Genomic DNA, 17,048 nt, shown 5'->3' with positions numbered 1-17,048 from the left:
CATGCCGATGCGGGCGGTGCGGGCCCGGCATGGCACCCTTAGACCTGCGTAAGAGGTCGGGTAGACACGGACACGGGTTCGAGGAGCGGTCACAGTGCAGCGCTGGCGTGGCTTGGAGGACATCCCCGAGGACTGGGGGCGCAGCGTCGTCACCATCGGCTCGTACGACGGGGTCCACCGCGGTCACCAGCTGATCGTCCGGCACGCCGTGGGCCGCGCCCGTGAGCTGGGCGTGCCCTCCGTCGTCGTCACCTTCGACCCGCACCCGAGCGAGGTCGTGCGCCCCGGCAGCCATCCGCCGCTGCTGGCCCCGCACCACCGTCGCGCGGAGCTGATGGCGGACCTGGGCGTGGACGCGGTGCTGATCCTGCCGTTCACCAAGGAGTTCTCGAAGCTCTCGCCGGCCGACTTCGTCGTCAAGGTCCTGGTCGACAAGCTGCACGCCAAGGCGGTCGTCGAGGGACCGAACTTCCGCTTCGGGCACAAGGCCGCGGGCAACGTCGAGTTCCTCGCCGAGCAGGGCAAGACGTACGACTTCGAGGTCGAGGTCGTCGACCTGTACCTGTCCGGCGAGGCGGGTGGCGGTGAGCCCTTCTCCTCCACCCTCACCCGGCGCCTGGTCGCCGAGGGCGACGTGGCGGGCGCCGCGGAGATCCTCGGCCGGCCGCACCGCGTGGAGGGCGTGGTCGTCCGGGGCGCCCAGCGCGGCCGCGAACTCGGCTTCCCCACCGCCAACGTCGAGACGCTCCCGCACACCGCCATCCCCGCCGACGGCGTCTACGCGGGCTGGCTGCACGTGAACGGCGAGGCGATGCCGGCCGCGATCTCCGTCGGCACGAACCCGCAGTTCGACGGCACCGAGCGCACGGTGGAGGCGTACGCCATCGACCGCGTCGGCCTCGACCTGTACGGCCTGCACGTCGCAGTGGACTTCCTGGCCTTCGTCCGCGGCCAGGCGAAGTTCGCATCGCTGGAGGCCCTGCTGGAGCAGATGGCCGAGGACGTGAAGCGCTGCCGCGAACTGGTGGCGGCGGCCGCTCAGTAGCGCTCGTCACGACGCCGAAGGGGGCCGGTGCCTGATGGCACCGGCCCCCTTCGGCCTCACCGGCTACTGCTGCGGCGGCGGTGGGGGAGGCGGCGGAGTCTGCCCGTCCGCCGGCGGCTGCGGCTGCGGCTGCTGCGGGGGCTGGGGATAGCCGTAACCGGGCTGACCCGGCTGCTGCGGGTAGGGCTGACCGGGGTAGGGCTGCCCGGGCGCGTAGGGCTGGCTGGGCTGCTGAGGCACCTGGGGCTGGTGAGGCACCTGGGGCTGCTGAGGATAGGGCTGCTGCCCAGGAATCGGCTGCCCGGGCTGTCCGTAGAGTTGCTGCGCCGGAATCGCCTGGCCCGGCATCGGCGGGGCCGCGACCGGGGGCGGGTTGCCGTCGTTCGTCCACAGCCCGTGCATCTGCTGGTGCCGTACGAAGTCCTCGGCGACCAACGCCGCGAGGTTGAAGTACGCCTCGCGCACCTTGGGCCGCATCATGTCGAGGTCGACCTCGGCGCCGGCCGAGAGGTGCTCGTCGAAGGGCACGACCACGACACCTCGGCAGCGCGTCTCGAAATGCGCCACTATGTCCTCGACCTTGATCATCTTGCCGGTCTCGCGAACGCCGGAGATCACGGTGAGGGAGCGCGAGACGAGGTCCGCGTACCCGTGCGCCGACAGCCAGTCCAGCGTCGTACTGGCGCTGCTCGCGCCGTCGACGGACGGCGTCGAGATGATGATCAGCTGGTCGGCCAGGTCGAGCACGCCGCGCATGGCGCTGTAGAGCAGACCCGTGCCCGAGTCGGTGAGGATGATCGGGTACTGGCGGCCCAGCACGTCGATCGCGCGCCGGTAGTCCTCGTCGTTGAAGGTCGTCGAGACGGCCGGGTCGACGTCGTTGGCGATGATCTCGAGTCCGGACGACGCCTGCGAGGTGAAGCGCCGGATGTCCATGTACGAGTTGAGATACGGGATCGCCTGGACGAGGTCGCGGATGGTGGCCCCGGTCTCGCGGCGCACGCGGCGGCCGAGGGTGCCGGCGTCCGGGTTCGCGTCGATGGCGAGGATCTTGTCCTGGCGCTCGGTGGCGAGGGTGGAGCCGAGGGCGGTGGTCGTGGTCGTCTTGCCGACGCCGCCCTTGAGGCTGATGACGGCGATCCGGTAGCAGGACAGCACCGGCGTGCGGATCAGCTCCAACTTCCGCTGCCGCTCGGCCTCTTCCTTCTTCCCGCCGATCTTGAACCGGCTCGGCGCGGCGGCGGGCCGGCCGCTCTTCGCCTTCTGCTTCTTGTTGTTGAGCAGCCGGTCGGAGGACAGCTCCACGGCAGCGGTGTAACCGAGCGGCGCGGCACCGGGGTTGGTGGGCTGCCGCTGATCGTGCTGAATGGGCTGCGGCCACCCCGTCCCGAGCCGGGGATCGACGGGCTGCTGCACCTGGGCAGCGGGGTGCGGCCCGTCCGGTGCTTGCTGCGGGAACCCACCCGCAGGGGCAGGCCGGCTGGGCTGAGGCTGCTGTTGCGGGGGAGTACCGGGGTGCGGCTGGCTCTGGGCCGGAACGCCCGGGTGGGGCTGTCCTTGCGCGGGAACAACCGGGTGAGGCTGCTCTTGCAGGGGCAGGCCGGGCTGCGGTTGGCCCTGGGCCGGAACGCCCGGGTGCGGCTGTCCTTGTGCAGGAACGCCCGGGTAGGGCTGCCCCTGCGGCGGGGGGCCGGGCTGCGGCCGGCCCTGCGGGGCGGGCGGCTGGGGGAAGCCGTAACCACCGGGCGGGGCGGCCGGGTTGGGGCCGACGGGAGGCTGGGGCTGTGCCCCGGGGGGCGGGAAACCGTAACCGTCCGCGTGGGCGGGGGAGTTGGGGGCGGGCTGGGGAGCCGTGGGGTGGGGGACGCCGCCAGGCTGGGGCTGTGCCGCCGGGGGCGGGGGGAAGCCGTAACCACCCGTGTCGACGGGGGAATCGGGGCCCGGCTGGGCAGGTGGGGCGGTTTGGGGTGCGGTCGGGTTCGGGAAGCCGTACCCGCTTTGCGGGGCGGGCGCGGGCGCGGGCGCGGGGGCAGGGGGCTGCGGGGCCGCGGCGGCGGGTGCCGTCGGGGCGGGAGCGCCCGGCTGGGGGGCGGGCGGTGCGTTCCAGCCTGCCGGGGCCGACTGCGGGGCCTGCGGCTGGAAGGGCGGCGTCACCGGTGGCTGCACGGGTGCGGCGGGCGCCGGCTGCTGAGGCTGTACGGGCCACTCGGCCGCCGGTGCGGGTGCCGCGGGCTGGTACGACGGCGGCAACGGTGGCAACGGCGGCACCTCGCCCTGCGCCGCCGGGGGAGGCGTCCAGGCGGGCGGCGTGTCCTGCGGGGCGTCGGCCGGTCCGGGAACGGCGTCCTGGGGCTCGCTGTCGTGCGGGACGGCGTCCTGAGTCTGGGCCTGCGCCGGTACGGCGTCGGAGGCCCCGGCGTCCGCACGCACCGCGTCCGCGTCCTTGGCCGGGGCGTCGGCCGACTCGGCGTCGGCGACTGCGGACTCCTCCGCCTCGGCGGCAGGGGCAGGGGAGTCGGGCAGCCCGGCGTCAGTGACGGCAGGCTCCTGCGGTGCTGCGCTCTCGGCCGCGGCATCTTCCTCGGCTTCGGTGGCCTCCGTAGCCGGGCCGGCCTCCGCGACCTCGGCGGAATCGCCCTCGTCCGCGTCCGAAACCCGGGAGAAGCCCGCGAGTTCGATCACGTCGGCCGATGCGGAGCCCTCGGCCTCCACAGACTCGTCCGCGTCTTCGGACGTTGCGGCGGACCCGGTCTCCGCCTCCGCGGGTGCCACCTCAGCAGCGCCGTCCCCAGCCGGGTCGGCGCCCTCGTCGCCGGAATCAGGCAGCGTCCCGTCCGTGGTGGCGTGCTCGTCGATCTCCCGCTTCAGGGCCGCGGCGGAGAACCGCATGGTGCGGCCGCTCTCCAGATCGCCCTTCCCGGACTCCTCCTCGGCGGCCGCGGAGTCGTCAACGACCGGAGCCTGAGGCTGCGTTGCCGACGGAGGCCCCCACTGCGGCTCGAACCCGCTCCCCACCGGAAGCTTCGGCACCGCTCCCGGCGCTCCGGTCGGCGGCACGGGTGGCGCGACCGGCGCTGCCGGGGGCGAAGCCGGAGGAGTGAACGGAACCCCGGGCGCGGGAGCCGGAGGGGGCGGGGTGAAGGGCGCCCCGGGCGCCGCAGCCGGACCGTTGCCCGCAGGAGGCCGAGGGAGCGAGTGGGCGGGCGGAGTCAGTCCGGGGAGTGAGGAAAGAGAGAAGTCGGTGGGAGACCCCGAAGCGGCGGGCCCCCCGGAAGCGCCACTCGCCCCGGCACCGGCTCCACCGGCACCGGCTCCACCGGCACCGGACACACCGGCACCGGACACACCGGCTCCGGAATCGCCCGTACCGGATCCAGCGGCACCGGAGTCACCCGCGCCGCCCCCGCCCGAGGAACCCCCCGAAGCGTTCTGCGTGTACCACGCCGGTGGTGCGTAGTCGATGGTGAACTCGCCCGTCGTCTCGACGGCGGACTCCGCGTCGGGCTGGTCATCGCCGGGTGTGGCCCAGCCCCCGCGGATCCCGTCCCGATCGCTGCTCACAGTTCCTCCTGGTGTGGTCGAGCACCCTCAATGCCGTGCCGGGGCGACCATGTGCTTGTCGTCCTGATGCGTGCGAGGCAGACCGATCCACCGGCTCTCCCCCCGGGGCACCGCCACCTGGTCCACGGGTCCTGGCGGCGCACCCTGTACCAGCCTAATCACCAGGGGCCCCAGCACGGCAGGCCCGTCCACCCCCGAGCACCTGCCCACTGCGTCACAACCAGCCACGAACTGACGTACACGGCAGTCACATTGGTGAGCAAAACGGGATCAAGGAACCCCGTCACCCAGGAACTGCCCGACCACCACCACCGACTGCTACGCCTCCGGCGTCGGCTCCAGGTCGAACTCGCCGTCCCGGGCACCCAGTACGAAGGCCCGCCACTCCGCCTCGGTGTAGCGCAGCACGGTGTCGGGGTCGAGCGAGGAGCGCATGGCGACGGCCCCGCCGGGAAGGTAGGCGATCTCCACCCGCTCCTCGTGCTCCTCCGTGCCGGGCGCGCTGTGCCACTCGACGCCGGAGATGTCGAGCGCGTACAGCTCGTCCCGTTCCCGCTCCTTGCGCGCCTTGATCTGCTCTTCCGTCTCCGCCATGGGTCCCTTCCCGAGGTACGAGAACGATCTGTGCGTTCACCCTAGTGGCCGTCCCCGTCTCGTCCCCGGCCTTTGGGGACCTGTGCGAAGAGGCCCGCCATGGACTGGTACCCTGAGTGACGGCCATTCGTGTACGCACCCCCGGAGTCCTCATCCGACCCCGGTGGCCGCGCCCAGCGGATCCCCGCCTCCCGAGTAACGGAAGCTTCCCCGAGACGCAGACCGGGGGCACTCGGTGGCCACTCACAGACTATGAGGAGTACGCGTGTCGCTCGACGCCGCAGTGAAGAAGCAGATCATCTCCGAGTTCGGTACCAAGGAGGGTGACACCGGCTCCCCCGAGGTCCAGGTCGCTCTGCTGTCCCGTCGGATCTCCGACCTGACCGAGCACCTCAAGACCCACAAGCACGACCACCACTCCCGCCGGGGTCTGCTGATCCTCGTCGGTCAGCGCCGTCGCCTGCTGCAGTACCTGGCGAAGAAGGACATCGCGCGCTTCCGTGCGCTCGTCGACCGCCTCGGCATCCGCCGCGGCGCCGCGGGCGCCCGGTAGGACACCGTGAAGGGAGCGGTTCCCGAGACGATCGGGGGCCGCTCCCTTTGCCGTACGTACGGAACGTACCGACGTAGGTGCGGAAACGTGCGGAGTGTCACGCGCGCTTTGTAGTGTGGTAGCACAACGCAATACGCACGACACGGAACACGTACGGCACAGAGCCCGTACGACCCGAACGAGGAGAAGCGCACCTAGCCGCCGCCGGTCCTCGGTAGTGGCCCCCGGGGGAAGAGCCCCGGGTGCTTCGATCGAAGACCGGCCCGCACTGGACGGAGCGCTTCTCCGGGACCGTCCCCCCGCCACACGGGCGAGGAGGGACGAAAGACGACAAGTAACGGAGAAAACGCTAGTGGAGAACGAGACCCACTACGCCGAGGCCGTCATCGACAACGGCTCCTTCGGCACCCGCACCATCCGCTTCGAGACGGGCCGCCTGGCCAAGCAGGCCGCCGGCTCCGCCGTGGCGTACCTGGACGACGACACCATGGTGCTGTCGGCCACCACCGCGTCCAAGAACCCCAAGGACCAGCTCGACTTCTTCCCGCTGACGGTGGACGTCGAGGAGCGGATGTACGCCGCCGGCAAGATCCCCGGCAGCTTCTTCCGCCGTGAGGGCCGGCCCTCCGAGGACGCGATCCTCACCTGCCGCCTCATCGACCGCCCGCTGCGCCCGTCCTTCAAGAAGGGCCTGCGCAACGAGATCCAGGTCGTCGCCACGATCATGGCCCTCAACCCCGACCACCTGTACGACGTCGTGGCGATCAACGCCGCCTCCGCGTCCACGCAGCTGGCCGGACTGCCCTTCTCCGGCCCGATCGGCGGCGTCCGCGTCGCGCTGATCAACGGCCAGTGGGTCGCGTTCCCGACGCACACCGAGCTCGAGGACGCCGTCTTCGACATGGTCGTCGCCGGTCGCGTCCTGGAGGACGGCGACGTCGCGATCATGATGGTCGAGGCCGAGGCCACCGAGAAGACCATCCAGCTGGTCAAGGTCGGCGCCGAGGCCCCCACCGAGGAGGTCGTCGCCGCCGGTCTGGACGCCGCGAAGCCCTTCATCAAGGTGCTCTGCAAGGCCCAGGCCGACCTCGCCGCGAAGGCCGCCAAGCCCACCGGCGAGTTCCCGATCTTCCTCGACTACCAGGACGACGTCCTGGAGGCGCTGTCCGGCGCCGTCCGCCCGGAGCTCGCCTCCGCGCTGACCATCGCGGGCAAGCAGGAGCGCGAGGCCGAGCTGGACCGCGTCAAGGCGCTCGCCGCCGAGAAGCTCCTCCCGGAGTTCGAGGGCCGCGAGAAGGAGATCTCCGCCGCGTACCGCTCGCTGACCAAGCAGCTGGTCCGTGAGCGCGTGATCAAGGAGAAGAAGCGCATCGACGGCCGCGGTGTCACCGACATCCGCACGCTGGCCGCCGAGGTCGAGGCCATCCCGCGCGTGCACGGCTCCGCGGTGTTCGAGCGTGGCGAGACCCAGATCCTGGGCGTCACCACCCTCAACATGCTCCGCATGGAGCAGCAGCTGGACACCCTCTCCCCGGTGACCCGCAAGCGCTACATGCACAACTACAACTTCCCGCCGTACTCCACCGGCGAGACCGGCCGCGTCGGCTCCCCGAAGCGCCGCGAGATCGGCCACGGCGCCCTCGCCGAGCGCGCCCTGGTCCCGGTCCTGCCGACGCGCGAGGAGTTCCCCTACGCGATCCGCCAGGTGTCCGAGGCGCTGAGCTCCAACGGCTCGACGTCCATGGGCTCGGTCTGCGCCTCCACCATGTCGCTGCTGAACGCCGGTGTACCGCTGAAGGCCCCCGTCGCCGGTATCGCCATGGGCCTGATCTCCCAGGAGATCGAGGGCGAGACGCACTACGTCACCCTCACCGACATCCTCGGTGCGGAGGACGCCTTCGGCGACATGGACTTCAAGGTCGCCGGCACCAAGGAGTTCGTGACCGCCCTCCAGCTCGACACCAAGCTGGACGGCATCCCCGCCTCCGTCCTGGCCGCCGCACTCAAGCAGGCCCGTGACGCCCGCCTCCACATCCTCGACGTGATGATGGAAGCGATCGACACGCCGGACGAGATGTCCCCGAACGCGCCGCGGATCATCACGGTGAAGATCCCGGTCGACAAGATCGGTGAGGTCATTGGCCCCAAGGGCAAGATGATCAACCAGATCCAGGAGGACACCGGCGCCGAGATCACCATCGAGGACGACGGCACGATCTATATCGGTGCCTCCGACGGCCCGGCCGCCGAGGCCGCCCGCACCACGATCAACTCGATCGCCAACCCGACCATGCCCGAGGTCGGCGAGCGCTACCTGGGCACGGTCGTGAAGACGACGACGTTCGGCGCCTTCGTCTCGCTCCTGCCCGGCAAGGACGGCCTGCTGCACATCTCGCAGATCCGCAAGCTGGCCGGCGGCAAGCGCGTGGAGAACGTCGAGGACGTCCTCGGCGTGGGCGCCAAGGTCCAGGTCGAGATCGCCGAGATCGACTCCCGCGGCAAGCTCTCCCTCGTCCCCGTGATCGAGGGCGAAGGCGAGGCCGACGAGGCGAAGGACGACACCGAGCAGTGACGTCCCGTGGCTTCAGGGCGACGGCCCGCCCCACATCGGAGGCGCCGGGCGTCCCCCCGACCCAAAAACAGGTCAAAAGCACCCACCGCCTCCGCCCCCGCCGGAAAAACACCCACCCCGGTGGACAGCGCCGCGGAACCCCCACCCCGCCCACCGTGCGCTCCGCCACCTTCGGCATCTGGGCGCACGTCGGTTCGCGCGACGAGACGCCCGCCCTGAACGGCGCCACGCACTACCTGGAGCACCTGCTCTTCAAGGGCACCAGCCGCAGGTCCGCCCTGGACATCTCCGCCGCCGTCGACGCGGTCGGCGGCGAGATGAACGCGTTCACGGCGAAGGAGTACACGTGCTACTACGCGCGCGTGCTCGACGCCGACCTGCCGCTCGCCATAGACGTCGTCTGCGACATGCTGACGGGCTCGCTGATCCTCGAGGAGGACGTCAACGTCGAGCGCGGCGCCATCCTCGAAGAGATCGCCATGACCGAGGACGACCCGGGCGACTGCGTGCACGACCTGTTCGCGCACACGATGTTCGGCGACAACCCCCTCGGCCGCCCGGTCCTCGGCACGGTCGACACGGTCAACGCCCTCACCGCCGACCGCATCCGCCGCTTCTACAAGAAGCACTACGACCCGACCCACCTCGTCGTCGCGGCCGCCGGCAACATCGACCACACCAAGGTCGTACGACAGGTCCGGGCCGCCTTCGAGAAGGCCGGCGCCTTCCGCGACCCCGAGGCCACGCCCATCGCCCCGCGCGACGGCCGGCGCACCATCCGCACCGCGGGCCGCGTCGAACTGCTGGGCCGCAAGACCGAGCAGGCGCACGTCGTCCTGGGCATGCCGGGCCTGGCCCGCACCGACGAGCGCCGCTGGGCGCTCGGCGTGCTGAACACCGCACTCGGCGGCGGGATGTCCTCCCGCCTGTTCCAGGAGGTCCGCGAGAAGCGCGGCCTGGCCTACAGCGTGTACTCGTACACCTCCGGCTTCGCCGACTGCGGCCTGTTCGGCGTGTACGCCGGCTGCAGGCCCTCGCAGGTCCACGACGTGCTGAAGATCTGCCGCGACGAGCTCGACCACGTCGCCGAGCACGGTCTGTCCGACGACGAGATCGGCCGCGCCATCGGCCAGCTCCGCGGCTCCACGGTCCTCGGCCTGGAGGACACCGGCGCGCTGATGAACCGCATCGGCAAGAGCGAGCTGTGCTGGGGCGAGCAGATGTCCGTCGACGACATGCTGGCCCGGATCGCGGAGGTCACCCCGGACGACGTCCGCTCGGTGGCCCGCGACATCCTGGGACAGCGGCCGTCGCTGTCGGTCATCGGCCCGCTCAAGGACAAGCAGGCGTCCCGGCTGAACGACGCCGTCGCCTGATCACCCTCGTTCCCGGTTAAGGAAGCAAGAAGATGAGCAAGCTGCGCGTGGCGGTTCTCGGAGCCAAGGGCCGCATCGGTTCCGAGGCCGTACGGGCCGTCGAGGCGGCCGAGGACATGGAGCTGGTGGCCGCCCTTGGCCGGGGCGACAAACTGGAGACGCTCGCCGACTCCGGCGCCCAGGTCGCCGTCGAGCTGACCACGCCGGACTCGGTGATGGCCAACCTCGAATACTGCGTGGGACACGGCATCCACGCGGTCGTCGGCACCACCGGCTGGACCGACGAACGCCTCGCGCGGCTGAACGACTGGCTCGCCGCCTCCCCGGGGACGGGCGTCCTCATCGCGCCCAACTTCTCCATCGGCGCCGTCCTCACCATGAAGTTCGCGCAGATCGCCGCCCCGTACTTCGAGTCCGTCGAGGTCGTCGAACTGCACCACCCGAAGAAGGTCGACGCCCCCTCCGGTACGGCCACCCGGACGGCCCAGCTCATCGCCGAGGCACGGCGCGCGGCGGGCACGGCCCCGGCACCCGACGCGACCCAGACGGCCCTGGAGGGCGCGCGCGGCGCGAGCGTCGACGGCATCCCCGTCCACGCGGTCCGCCTGCGCGGTCTGCTCGCCCACCAGGAGGTCCTGCTCGGCGGCGAGGGCGAGACCCTCACGGTCCGGCACGACTCCCTGCACCACAGCAGCTTCATGCCGGGCATCCTGCTCGGCGCCCGCCGCGTGGTGACCACCCCGGGCCTGACCTTCGGCCTGGAACACTTCCTGGACCTGGGCTGACACCGCCATGCGAGCCAAGCTGTCCTACGCCGTGACGGCCGCCGTCCTGGTCTTCTACTTCGTCCTGGTCGGCAGCCGCGGCGTCATGCTCATCCAGTCCGGCACCGTCCTGACCGTCACCTTCGGCGTGGCGGTGCTGATCCTGCCGGTCATCGGGCTGTGGTTCCTGTGGAAGAACACCCAGTTCGTCCGCAGGGCCAACGCGCTCGCCGCCGAACTGGACGCCGAGGGCGGCCTGCCCGTCGACGAGCTGAAGCGCACGCCCGGCGGCCGTATCGACCGTGACTCGGCCGACGAGGTCTTCGCCAAGCGCAAGGCCGAGACGGAGGCCGCCCCCGACGACTGGCGCAGCTGGTTCCGCCTCGCGGTCGCCTACCACGACGCCCGCGACACGCCCCGCGCCCGCAAGGCGATGCAGCGGGCGATCGCGCTGCACGACGGCAAGACGGTCGAGGCCTGACGGCCCCAAGACCGAAGCCCGAAGACCGAAGGGGCCGGCCCGCGCACACCGCGGACCGGCCCCTTCATCTTCCCGAGGGGATCACCTGCGCGTGTTCTCGGCCGCCCACGCCTCGATCGCGTCCGCGGCCCGGTCGAAGGACCCGGCCCGCGCCATGAAGTCGGCGTCGTGCGTCGTCAGCAGCACCGGCGCGTCCTCGGCGGCACGGCCCCTGCGCACGAGGATCAGCGCCTGCCCCTGCACGGTCCGCGGCAGACCGAGCCAGCGCACCGGCCGCTGCACCGTCCGCACGGCGACGACCTGCTCCCAGGGCGCCGTACGCGTGCTCAGGAAGCCGACCTGGCGCAGTCCGCGCCCGCTCACCCACACGCCCACCCGCAGCAGCCGCAGGGCGCCCAGGATGACGGCCAGCGCGATGCCGAGGATCACGCCGGCCTCGGATACGGACGCGGTGAGCGCGATGACGACGGCCGCGAACAGCACGAACGAGGCGAGCAGCAGCAGAAGCGCCGCCGTGCCCACGCGCCAGGGCCCGGGACGGTAGGGGCGCCGCCAGCGGTCGCGGTCGTCGAAGGGCAGCGCGAGATCGTCGGCTGTGGCAAAAGCGCGGTCGGCCGTCAGGAAGGGCAGGGGCACGGCTGGTCCTCACTCGTCCATGCGTGGGCTGTGCCCGGTGAGGCTATCCGGCTGTGTCCCCGCTCACCACCATCGGGGGCCCGAAGGAGTCAGTGTCCCTGGGATGCCTGCGACTGCTGAGCCGGTGAGTGGGTGTTGGCCGACAGCGACGGCATGCCGAGCACCAGGGCACCGACCAGAGCGGCCACGATGGTCGCCCCGAGCAGCCAACGTCCGGCTATCTGCCCGGCGGACGCCCGCTCGCGCGGCGGGGGAGCGACATTGCTGCGAAACCTGTCGGCCTCGGCGACGAAGGCGAACGGGACGGGCTCGCGCCGACGAAACATGGCCGGTACCTCTCCTCTCGGAGTCGAATGGATGACGGTCACCCAGACAGACGGGCGAGTGCCCCGAAAGGTGCCCGGTTTCGCCGAATTCACAGAAATTCGCCGACGTATGTCGCGACCCGGTACCGAACGCCCCCTTGTCAGTGCCGGGCCGTAGAGTGGGCGCCGCCCGCGAGACGTGATGGAAGGACCCTCCGAGCCGTGACCGACACCCCCGCCGACGACCTCAAGCCCAGCTTCCGCAGCGACGTCACCGTCGAACTGGTCAAGCACAGCGCGGCCGACTCCGACGTGCTGTGGGCCGCCCGCGTCTCCACCGCCGGCGAGCAGTCCCTGGACGAGCTGAAGAAGGACCCGGAGCGCTCCAAGGGCCTGATCAACTACCTCATGCGGGACCGGCACGGCAGCCCCTTCGAACACAACTCGATGACCTTCTTCATCAGCGCCCCGATCTTCGTCTTCCGGGAGTTCATGCGTCACCGGGTGGGCTGGTGCATCGCGGGGGACACGGAGATCACCCTGGAGAGCGAGGCCGGCGGGCTGCGCCGACGCACCATCGCCGAGCTCCACGAGCTGTGGCACCTGGGCGTCGAGGACCGCCTGCCGCACTCGGCGGGGGGCGTGACGTGGGACGGCCGGGCGGGCAAGTGGACGGCCCAGGTGCGGGCCGGCGACACCGACCACCACCTCGGTCTGTTCGACGACCGCGAGGCGGCCGAGTCCGCCGTGGCCGAGTTCCGGGAGCAGCACCCCGGCACCCGGCTCCGCAAGTTCGAATCCGTGCGCAGCAACCACGTGCGCTGCTACGACGAGGACACCCTGCTCGCCCGGCGGGCCAGGATCGTCGACGTGATCGAGTCGGGCGTGAAGCCGCTGATCAGGATCACCACAGCCTCGGGCAGGACTCTCCGATGCACGGTCGACCACGCCGTTTTCACCCCCGAGGGCTGGTGCAAGGCCGGCGAACTCACCGTCGGGGACTCCGTCCTGGTCGCCGGTACGGTGTCGCCCCCGTCTCAGGCGCTGGTGCCGCCGAGCCTCCAGCGCGGTATCGGAGTGTGGACCGCGACGCAGCGCGAACGGCTGATCAAGGAGACGGACACCTGTCACCTGTGCGGGCAGGACTTCCCCCGGGACCGGCTCGCCCTGGACCACGTCGTCCCCGTGGCGGATGACCTGACGCGGGCCCTGGACGAGAAGAACCTGGCGCCCGCGTGCGAACCCTGCCACGCCGCCAAGAGCGCTGAGGAGCAGGCGCTGGCGCAGCGCGGCGGCGAGGCGGCCACGGCGGTGCCGGACCCGGTCGTCGCCATCGAGGTGGACGGCGAGGAGATGACGTACGACCTCTCCGTGGAGGGCCCGTGGCACAACTTCCTCGCGAACGGGATCGTCGTCCACAACTCGTACAACGAGGAGTCCGGCCGCTACCGCGAGCTGCAGCCCGTCTTCTACGTGCCGGGGGAGGACCGCAAGCTCGTGCAGCAGGGTCGGCCCGGGAAGTACGAGTTCGTGGCGGGTACCGAATCCCAGCAGGCGATCGTCGAGCGCTCGATGCAGGACTCCTACATCCAGGCGTACGAGCACTACCAGGAGATGCTCGCCGCCGGCGTCGCCCGCGAGGTCGCCCGTGCCGTCCTGCCCGTCGGACTGTTCTCCTCGATGTACGCCACCTGCAACGCCCGCTCGCTGATGCACTTCCTCGGTCTGCGCACCCAGCACGAGCTGGCGAAGGTGCCGTCCTTCCCGCAGCGGGAGATCGAGATGGTCGGCGAGAAGATGGAGGCGGAGTGGGCCAGGCTCATGCCGCTGACGTACGCCGCCTTCAACGCGAACGGGCGTGTGGCGCCGTAACGCACCATCGTTCCCTGCCAGAGCACACATGTACGTCAGCCGCGTGAAGTGTCCCAATTGCGGCATTTGGCGAAGTTCATCTAGCCTGATCAAACGGACCCGGTACTGCTTGAACCCCCGAGCAGGCAGTACCGGGCTCCGCATTTGTCCGGACTTATCCCGCACCCCGAGGGCAGACCTCGCAATCAGCAGCGAGTAGCGTGTTACCCATGGCTCCGACCTCCACTCCGCAGACCCCCTTCGGGCGGGTCCTCACCGCCATGGTCACGCCCTTCACGGCGGACGGCGCACTCGACCTCGACGGCGCGCAGCGGCTCGCTTCCCACCTGGTGGACGCAGGCAACGACGGCCTGATCATCAACGGCACCACCGGTGAGTCCCCCACCACCAGCGACGCGGAGAAATCGGAGCTCGTACGGGCGGTCCTGGAAGCCGTCGGTGACCGGGCGCACGTCGTGGCCGGCGTCGGCACCAACGACACCCACCACAGCATCGAGCTGGCGCGCGAGGCCGAGCGCGTGGGCGCACACGGGCTCCTCATCGTCACCCCGTACTACAACAAGCCCCCGCAGGAGGGCCTGTACCGGCACTTCACGGCCGTCGCCGACGCCGCCGGGCTTCCGGTCATGCTCTACGACATCCCCGGCCGCAGCGGCGTCCCGATCAACACCGAGACGCTGGTCCGCCTCGCGGAGCACCCGCGGATCGTCGCCAACAAGGACGCCAAGGGCGATCTCGGCCGGGCCAGCTGGGCCATCGCCCGTTCGGGCCTGGCCTGGTACTCCGGCGACGACATGCTGAACCTGCCGCTGCTCTCCGTGGGCGCGGTCGGCTTCGTCTCGGTCGTCGGCCATGTCGTGACGCCCGACCTGCGGGCCCTCGTCGACGCCTTCGTCTCCGGCGACGTACAGAAGGCCACCGAGATCCACCAGAAGCTGCTCCCCGTCTACACGGGCATGTTCCGCACCCAGGGCGTCATGACCACGAAGGCCGCTCTCGCCCTCCAGGGCCTGCCCGCGGGTCCCCTGCGCGCGCCCATGGTCGAGTGCACCCCGGAAGAGGTCGAGCAGCTCAAGATCGATCTTGCCGCCGGCGGGGTACAGCTCTGACAACAGACTTGGCACGACAGGCTTCACAACTGAATAGGCGGGCCACCGGTGCCCGCATTCCACAACGACAACTGCTACACGCACGAACGTCACGCGCGCCACGTGCCCACCGGTACGTGGCGTGCGTGGTGAGGAGAGTCTTTTGAGTCATCCGCATCCTGAACTCGGCTCCCCCCCGCCGCTCCCCGAAGGGGGCCTGAGGGTCACGCCGCTCGGCGGTCTCGGCGAGATCGGCCGAAACATGACGGTCTTCGAGTACGGCGGCCGCCTGCTGATCGTCGACTGCGGAGTGCTCTTCCCCGAGGAGGAGCAGCCCGGAATCGACCTGATCCTGCCGGACTTCTCGTCCGTCAGGGACCGCCTCGACGACATCGAGGGCATCGTCCTCACGCACGGTCACGAGGACCACATCGGCGGTGTCCCCTTCCTGCTGCGTGAGAAGCCGGACATCCCGCTGATCGGCTCCAAGCTGACCCTTGCCCTGATCGAGGCCAAGCTCCAGGAGCACCGGATCCGGCCCTACACCCTCGAGGTGGCGGAGGGGAACCGTGAACGCGTCGGCCCCTTCGACTGCGAGTTCATCGCGGTCAACCACTCCATCCCGGACGCGCTGGCCGTCGCCATCCGCACCCCGGCCGGCATGGTCGTCCACACCGGCGACTTCAAGATGGACCAGCTTCCGCTGGACAGCCGCCTCACGGACCTGCACGCCTTCGCCCGTCTGAGCGAGGAGGGCATCGACCTCCTGCTCGCCGACTCGACGAATGCCGAAGTCCCGGGATTCGTCCCGCCCGAGCGGGACATCTCGAACGTCCTGCGCCAGGTCTTCGCCGGCGCCCGCAAGCGGATCATCGTGGCGAGCTTCGCCAGCCACGTCCACCGCATCCAGCAGATCCTGGACGCGGCCCACGAGTACGGCCGCAGGGTCGCCTTCGTCGGCCGCTCGATGGTCCGCAACATGGGCATCGCGAGGGACCTGGGCTACCTGAAGGTCCCGCCGGGCCTGGTGGTCGACGTCAAGACGCTGGACGACCTTCCGGACCATGACGTGGTCCTGGTCTGCACGGGTTCGCAGGGCGAACCGATGGCCGCCCTGTCCCGCATGGCCAACCGTGACCACCAGATCCGGATCGTCGACGGCGACACGGTGATCCTCGCCTCCTCGCTGATCCCGGGCAACGAGAACGCGGTCTACCGCGTGATCAACGGTCTGACCCGCTGGGGCGCCAACGTCGTCCACAAGGGCAACGCGAAGGTCCACGTCTCCGGTCACGCCTCGGCCGGCGAGTTGCTGTACTTCTACAACATCTGCCGCCCGAAGAACCTGATGCCGGTGCACGGCGAGTGGCGCCACCTGCGGGCGAACGCGGAACTGGGCGCGCTGACCGGCGTCCCGCACGACCGGATCGTCATCGCCGAGGACGGCGTGGTCGTCGACCTCGTCGAGGGCAAGGCGAAGATCTCGGGCAAGGTCCAGGCGGGATACGTCTACGTCGACGGGCTCTCCGTCGGCGACGTCGGTGAGCCGGCCCTGAAGGACCGCAAGATCCTCGGCGACGAGGGCATCATCTCGGTCTTCGTGGTGGTCGACTCGTCCACGGGCAAGATCACGGGCGGACCGCACATCCAGGCCCGCGGGTCCGGCATCGAGGACTCCGCCTTCGGCGACGTGATCCCGAAGATCGCGGAGGTCCTCGAACGCTCGGCCCAGGACGGCGTCGTGGAGCCGCACCAGCTGCAGCAACTCATCCGCCGGACCCTCGGCAAGTGGGTCTCCGACACGTATCGCCGCAGGCCGATGATCCTGCCGGTCGTGGTGGAGGTCTGACACCTCGTCCGGGTGAACTGGCAGCGGGGCGCCTCGATTTGCATCGAGGCGCCCCGCTCCAGTAGGTTTACGGCTCCGCCACCAGGGGAACCCGGGCGCTTCGCGCGCCGGGGCAGACCTGGAGGGGCGGAAAGACCGACTCAGAACTTCTGATAAAGTCGGAACCGCCGGAAAGGAAACCGCGAGAAAAAGCGGGAACCTGGAAAGCGCCGAGGAAATCGGATCGGAAAAGGATCTGATAGAGTCGGAAACGCAAGACCGAAGGGAAGCGCCCGGAGGAAAGCCCGAGAGGGTGAGTACGAAGGAAGCGTCCGTTCCTTGAGAACTCAACAGCGTGCCAAAAATCAACGCC

The 17,048-nt window shown here is 70.5% G+C and carries 12 protein-coding genes and 4 pseudogenes; 11 read left to right on the top strand and 5 right to left on the bottom strand.

All coding sequences use genetic code 11. The annotated features are described in order from the left end of the window. The first annotated feature begins 94 nt into the window (after positions 1-94). Positions 95-1,045: a bifunctional riboflavin kinase/FAD synthetase gene (locus tag ACIRVK_RS12935; protein WP_404246171.1), complete on the top strand. Its 951-nt coding sequence runs from the start codon at positions 95-97 to the stop codon at positions 1,043-1,045. Positions 1,046-1,108: 63 nt separating this feature from the next. Here ACIRVK_RS12935 and ACIRVK_RS12930 read toward each other — a convergent pair whose 3' ends face one another. The 3 genes and pseudogenes from ACIRVK_RS12930 to ACIRVK_RS12920 all read right to left on the bottom strand — a co-directional run bounded on the left by ACIRVK_RS12930 (position 1,109) and on the right by ACIRVK_RS12920 (position 5,200). Continuing rightward, positions 1,109-4,075 (bottom strand): AAA family ATPase, encoded by a 2,967-nt coding sequence (locus ACIRVK_RS12930; RefSeq protein WP_404246652.1) that lies wholly within the window; start codon positions 4,073-4,075, stop codon positions 1,109-1,111. A gap of 450 nt (positions 4,076-4,525) precedes the next feature. Then, positions 4,526-4,606 (bottom strand): annotated as a pseudogene (locus ACIRVK_RS12925) (SCO5717 family growth-regulating ATPase); the annotation flags it as partial. Positions 4,607-4,924: 318 nt separating this feature from the next. After that, positions 4,925-5,200, bottom strand: a complete 276-nt coding sequence (locus ACIRVK_RS12920) for a DUF397 domain-containing protein (protein WP_404246168.1) — start codon at positions 5,198-5,200, stop codon at positions 4,925-4,927. Between the two features lie 265 nt (positions 5,201-5,465). On the opposite strand from ACIRVK_RS12920, the gene rpsO reads away from it, so the two are divergent. From rpsO to ACIRVK_RS12895, 5 genes are all read left to right on the top strand, one after another. After that, positions 5,466-5,753, top strand: a complete 288-nt coding sequence (rpsO, locus tag ACIRVK_RS12915) for a 30S ribosomal protein S15 (RefSeq protein ID WP_404246166.1) — start codon at positions 5,466-5,468, stop codon at positions 5,751-5,753. Positions 5,754-6,105: 352 nt separating this feature from the next. Then, the gene (locus ACIRVK_RS12910) at positions 6,106-8,325 is read left to right on the top strand and encodes a polyribonucleotide nucleotidyltransferase (protein WP_404246164.1); all 2,220 of its coding nucleotides are present in this window, start codon (positions 6,106-6,108) and stop codon (positions 8,323-8,325) included. After that, positions 8,322-9,701 (top strand): M16 family metallopeptidase, encoded by a 1,380-nt coding sequence (locus tag ACIRVK_RS12905; RefSeq protein WP_404246162.1) that lies wholly within the window; start codon positions 8,322-8,324, stop codon positions 9,699-9,701. Before ACIRVK_RS12910 ends, ACIRVK_RS12905 begins: the two co-directional genes overlap by 4 nt. Positions 9,702-9,733: 32 nt before the next feature. Continuing rightward, positions 9,734-10,486, top strand: a complete 753-nt coding sequence (dapB, locus tag ACIRVK_RS12900; RefSeq protein WP_404246160.1) for a 4-hydroxy-tetrahydrodipicolinate reductase — start codon at positions 9,734-9,736, stop codon at positions 10,484-10,486. 7 nt (positions 10,487-10,493) lie between these two features. Beyond that, positions 10,494-10,946 (top strand): hypothetical protein, encoded by a 453-nt coding sequence (locus ACIRVK_RS12895; protein WP_404246158.1) that lies wholly within the window; start codon positions 10,494-10,496, stop codon positions 10,944-10,946. Positions 10,947-11,027: 81 nt separating this feature from the next. Here ACIRVK_RS12895 and ACIRVK_RS12890 read toward each other — a convergent pair whose 3' ends face one another. Beyond that, on the bottom strand, positions 11,028-11,582 hold the full coding sequence (locus ACIRVK_RS12890) for a hypothetical protein (protein WP_404246156.1): 555 nt from the start codon (positions 11,580-11,582) through the stop codon (positions 11,028-11,030). A gap of 89 nt (positions 11,583-11,671) precedes the next feature. Next, a complete protein-coding gene (locus tag ACIRVK_RS12885) occupies positions 11,672-11,908 on the bottom strand; it encodes a hypothetical protein (RefSeq protein WP_404246154.1) in 237 nt (78 codons plus the stop codon). Positions 11,909-12,109: 201 nt separating this feature from the next. On the opposite strand from ACIRVK_RS12885, the pseudogene ACIRVK_RS12880 reads away from it, so the two are divergent. The 5 genes and pseudogenes from ACIRVK_RS12880 to ACIRVK_RS12860 all read left to right on the top strand — a co-directional run. After that, positions 12,110-12,400 (top strand): annotated as a pseudogene (locus tag ACIRVK_RS12880) (FAD-dependent thymidylate synthase); the annotation flags it as partial. After that, positions 12,380-13,306, top strand: a pseudogene (locus tag ACIRVK_RS12875) (HNH endonuclease); the annotation flags it as partial. The pseudogenes ACIRVK_RS12880 and ACIRVK_RS12875, both read left to right, overlap by 21 nt. A 3-nt stretch (positions 13,307-13,309) precedes the next feature. Beyond that, positions 13,310-13,759, top strand: a pseudogene (thyX, locus tag ACIRVK_RS12870) (FAD-dependent thymidylate synthase); the annotation flags it as partial. A gap of 209 nt (positions 13,760-13,968) precedes the next feature. Next, entirely contained in the window at positions 13,969-14,868 is a 900-nt protein-coding gene (gene dapA, locus ACIRVK_RS12865; protein ID WP_404246152.1) for a 4-hydroxy-tetrahydrodipicolinate synthase, read from the top strand. 142 nt (positions 14,869-15,010) lie between these two features. After that, complete coding sequence (locus ACIRVK_RS12860) at positions 15,011-16,696, top strand: ribonuclease J (protein WP_404246150.1); 1,686 nt, start codon at positions 15,011-15,013, stop codon at positions 16,694-16,696. Positions 16,697-17,048 lie beyond the last annotated feature (352 nt).

Source organism: Streptomyces sp. NPDC101152 (genome assembly GCF_044768275.1).
Lineage (GTDB): Bacteria > Actinomycetota > Actinomycetes > Streptomycetales > Streptomycetaceae > Streptomyces.
This window is presented reverse-complemented; position numbering and strand designations above follow the sequence as displayed.

Coding starts and splice junctions, on each gene's coding strand:
- ACIRVK_RS12920 (WP_404246168.1), bottom strand. CDS start 5,200: ATGGCGGAGACGGAAGAGCAGATCAAGGCGCGCAAGGAGCGGGAACGG.
- dapB (WP_404246160.1), top strand. CDS start 9,734: ATGAGCAAGCTGCGCGTGGCGGTTCTCGGAGCCAAGGGCCGCATCGGT.
- dapA (WP_404246152.1), top strand. CDS start 13,969: ATGGCTCCGACCTCCACTCCGCAGACCCCCTTCGGGCGGGTCCTCACC.
- ACIRVK_RS12885 (WP_404246154.1), bottom strand. CDS start 11,908: ATGTTTCGTCGGCGCGAGCCCGTCCCGTTCGCCTTCGTCGCCGAGGCC.
- ACIRVK_RS12895 (WP_404246158.1), top strand. CDS start 10,494: ATGCGAGCCAAGCTGTCCTACGCCGTGACGGCCGCCGTCCTGGTCTTC.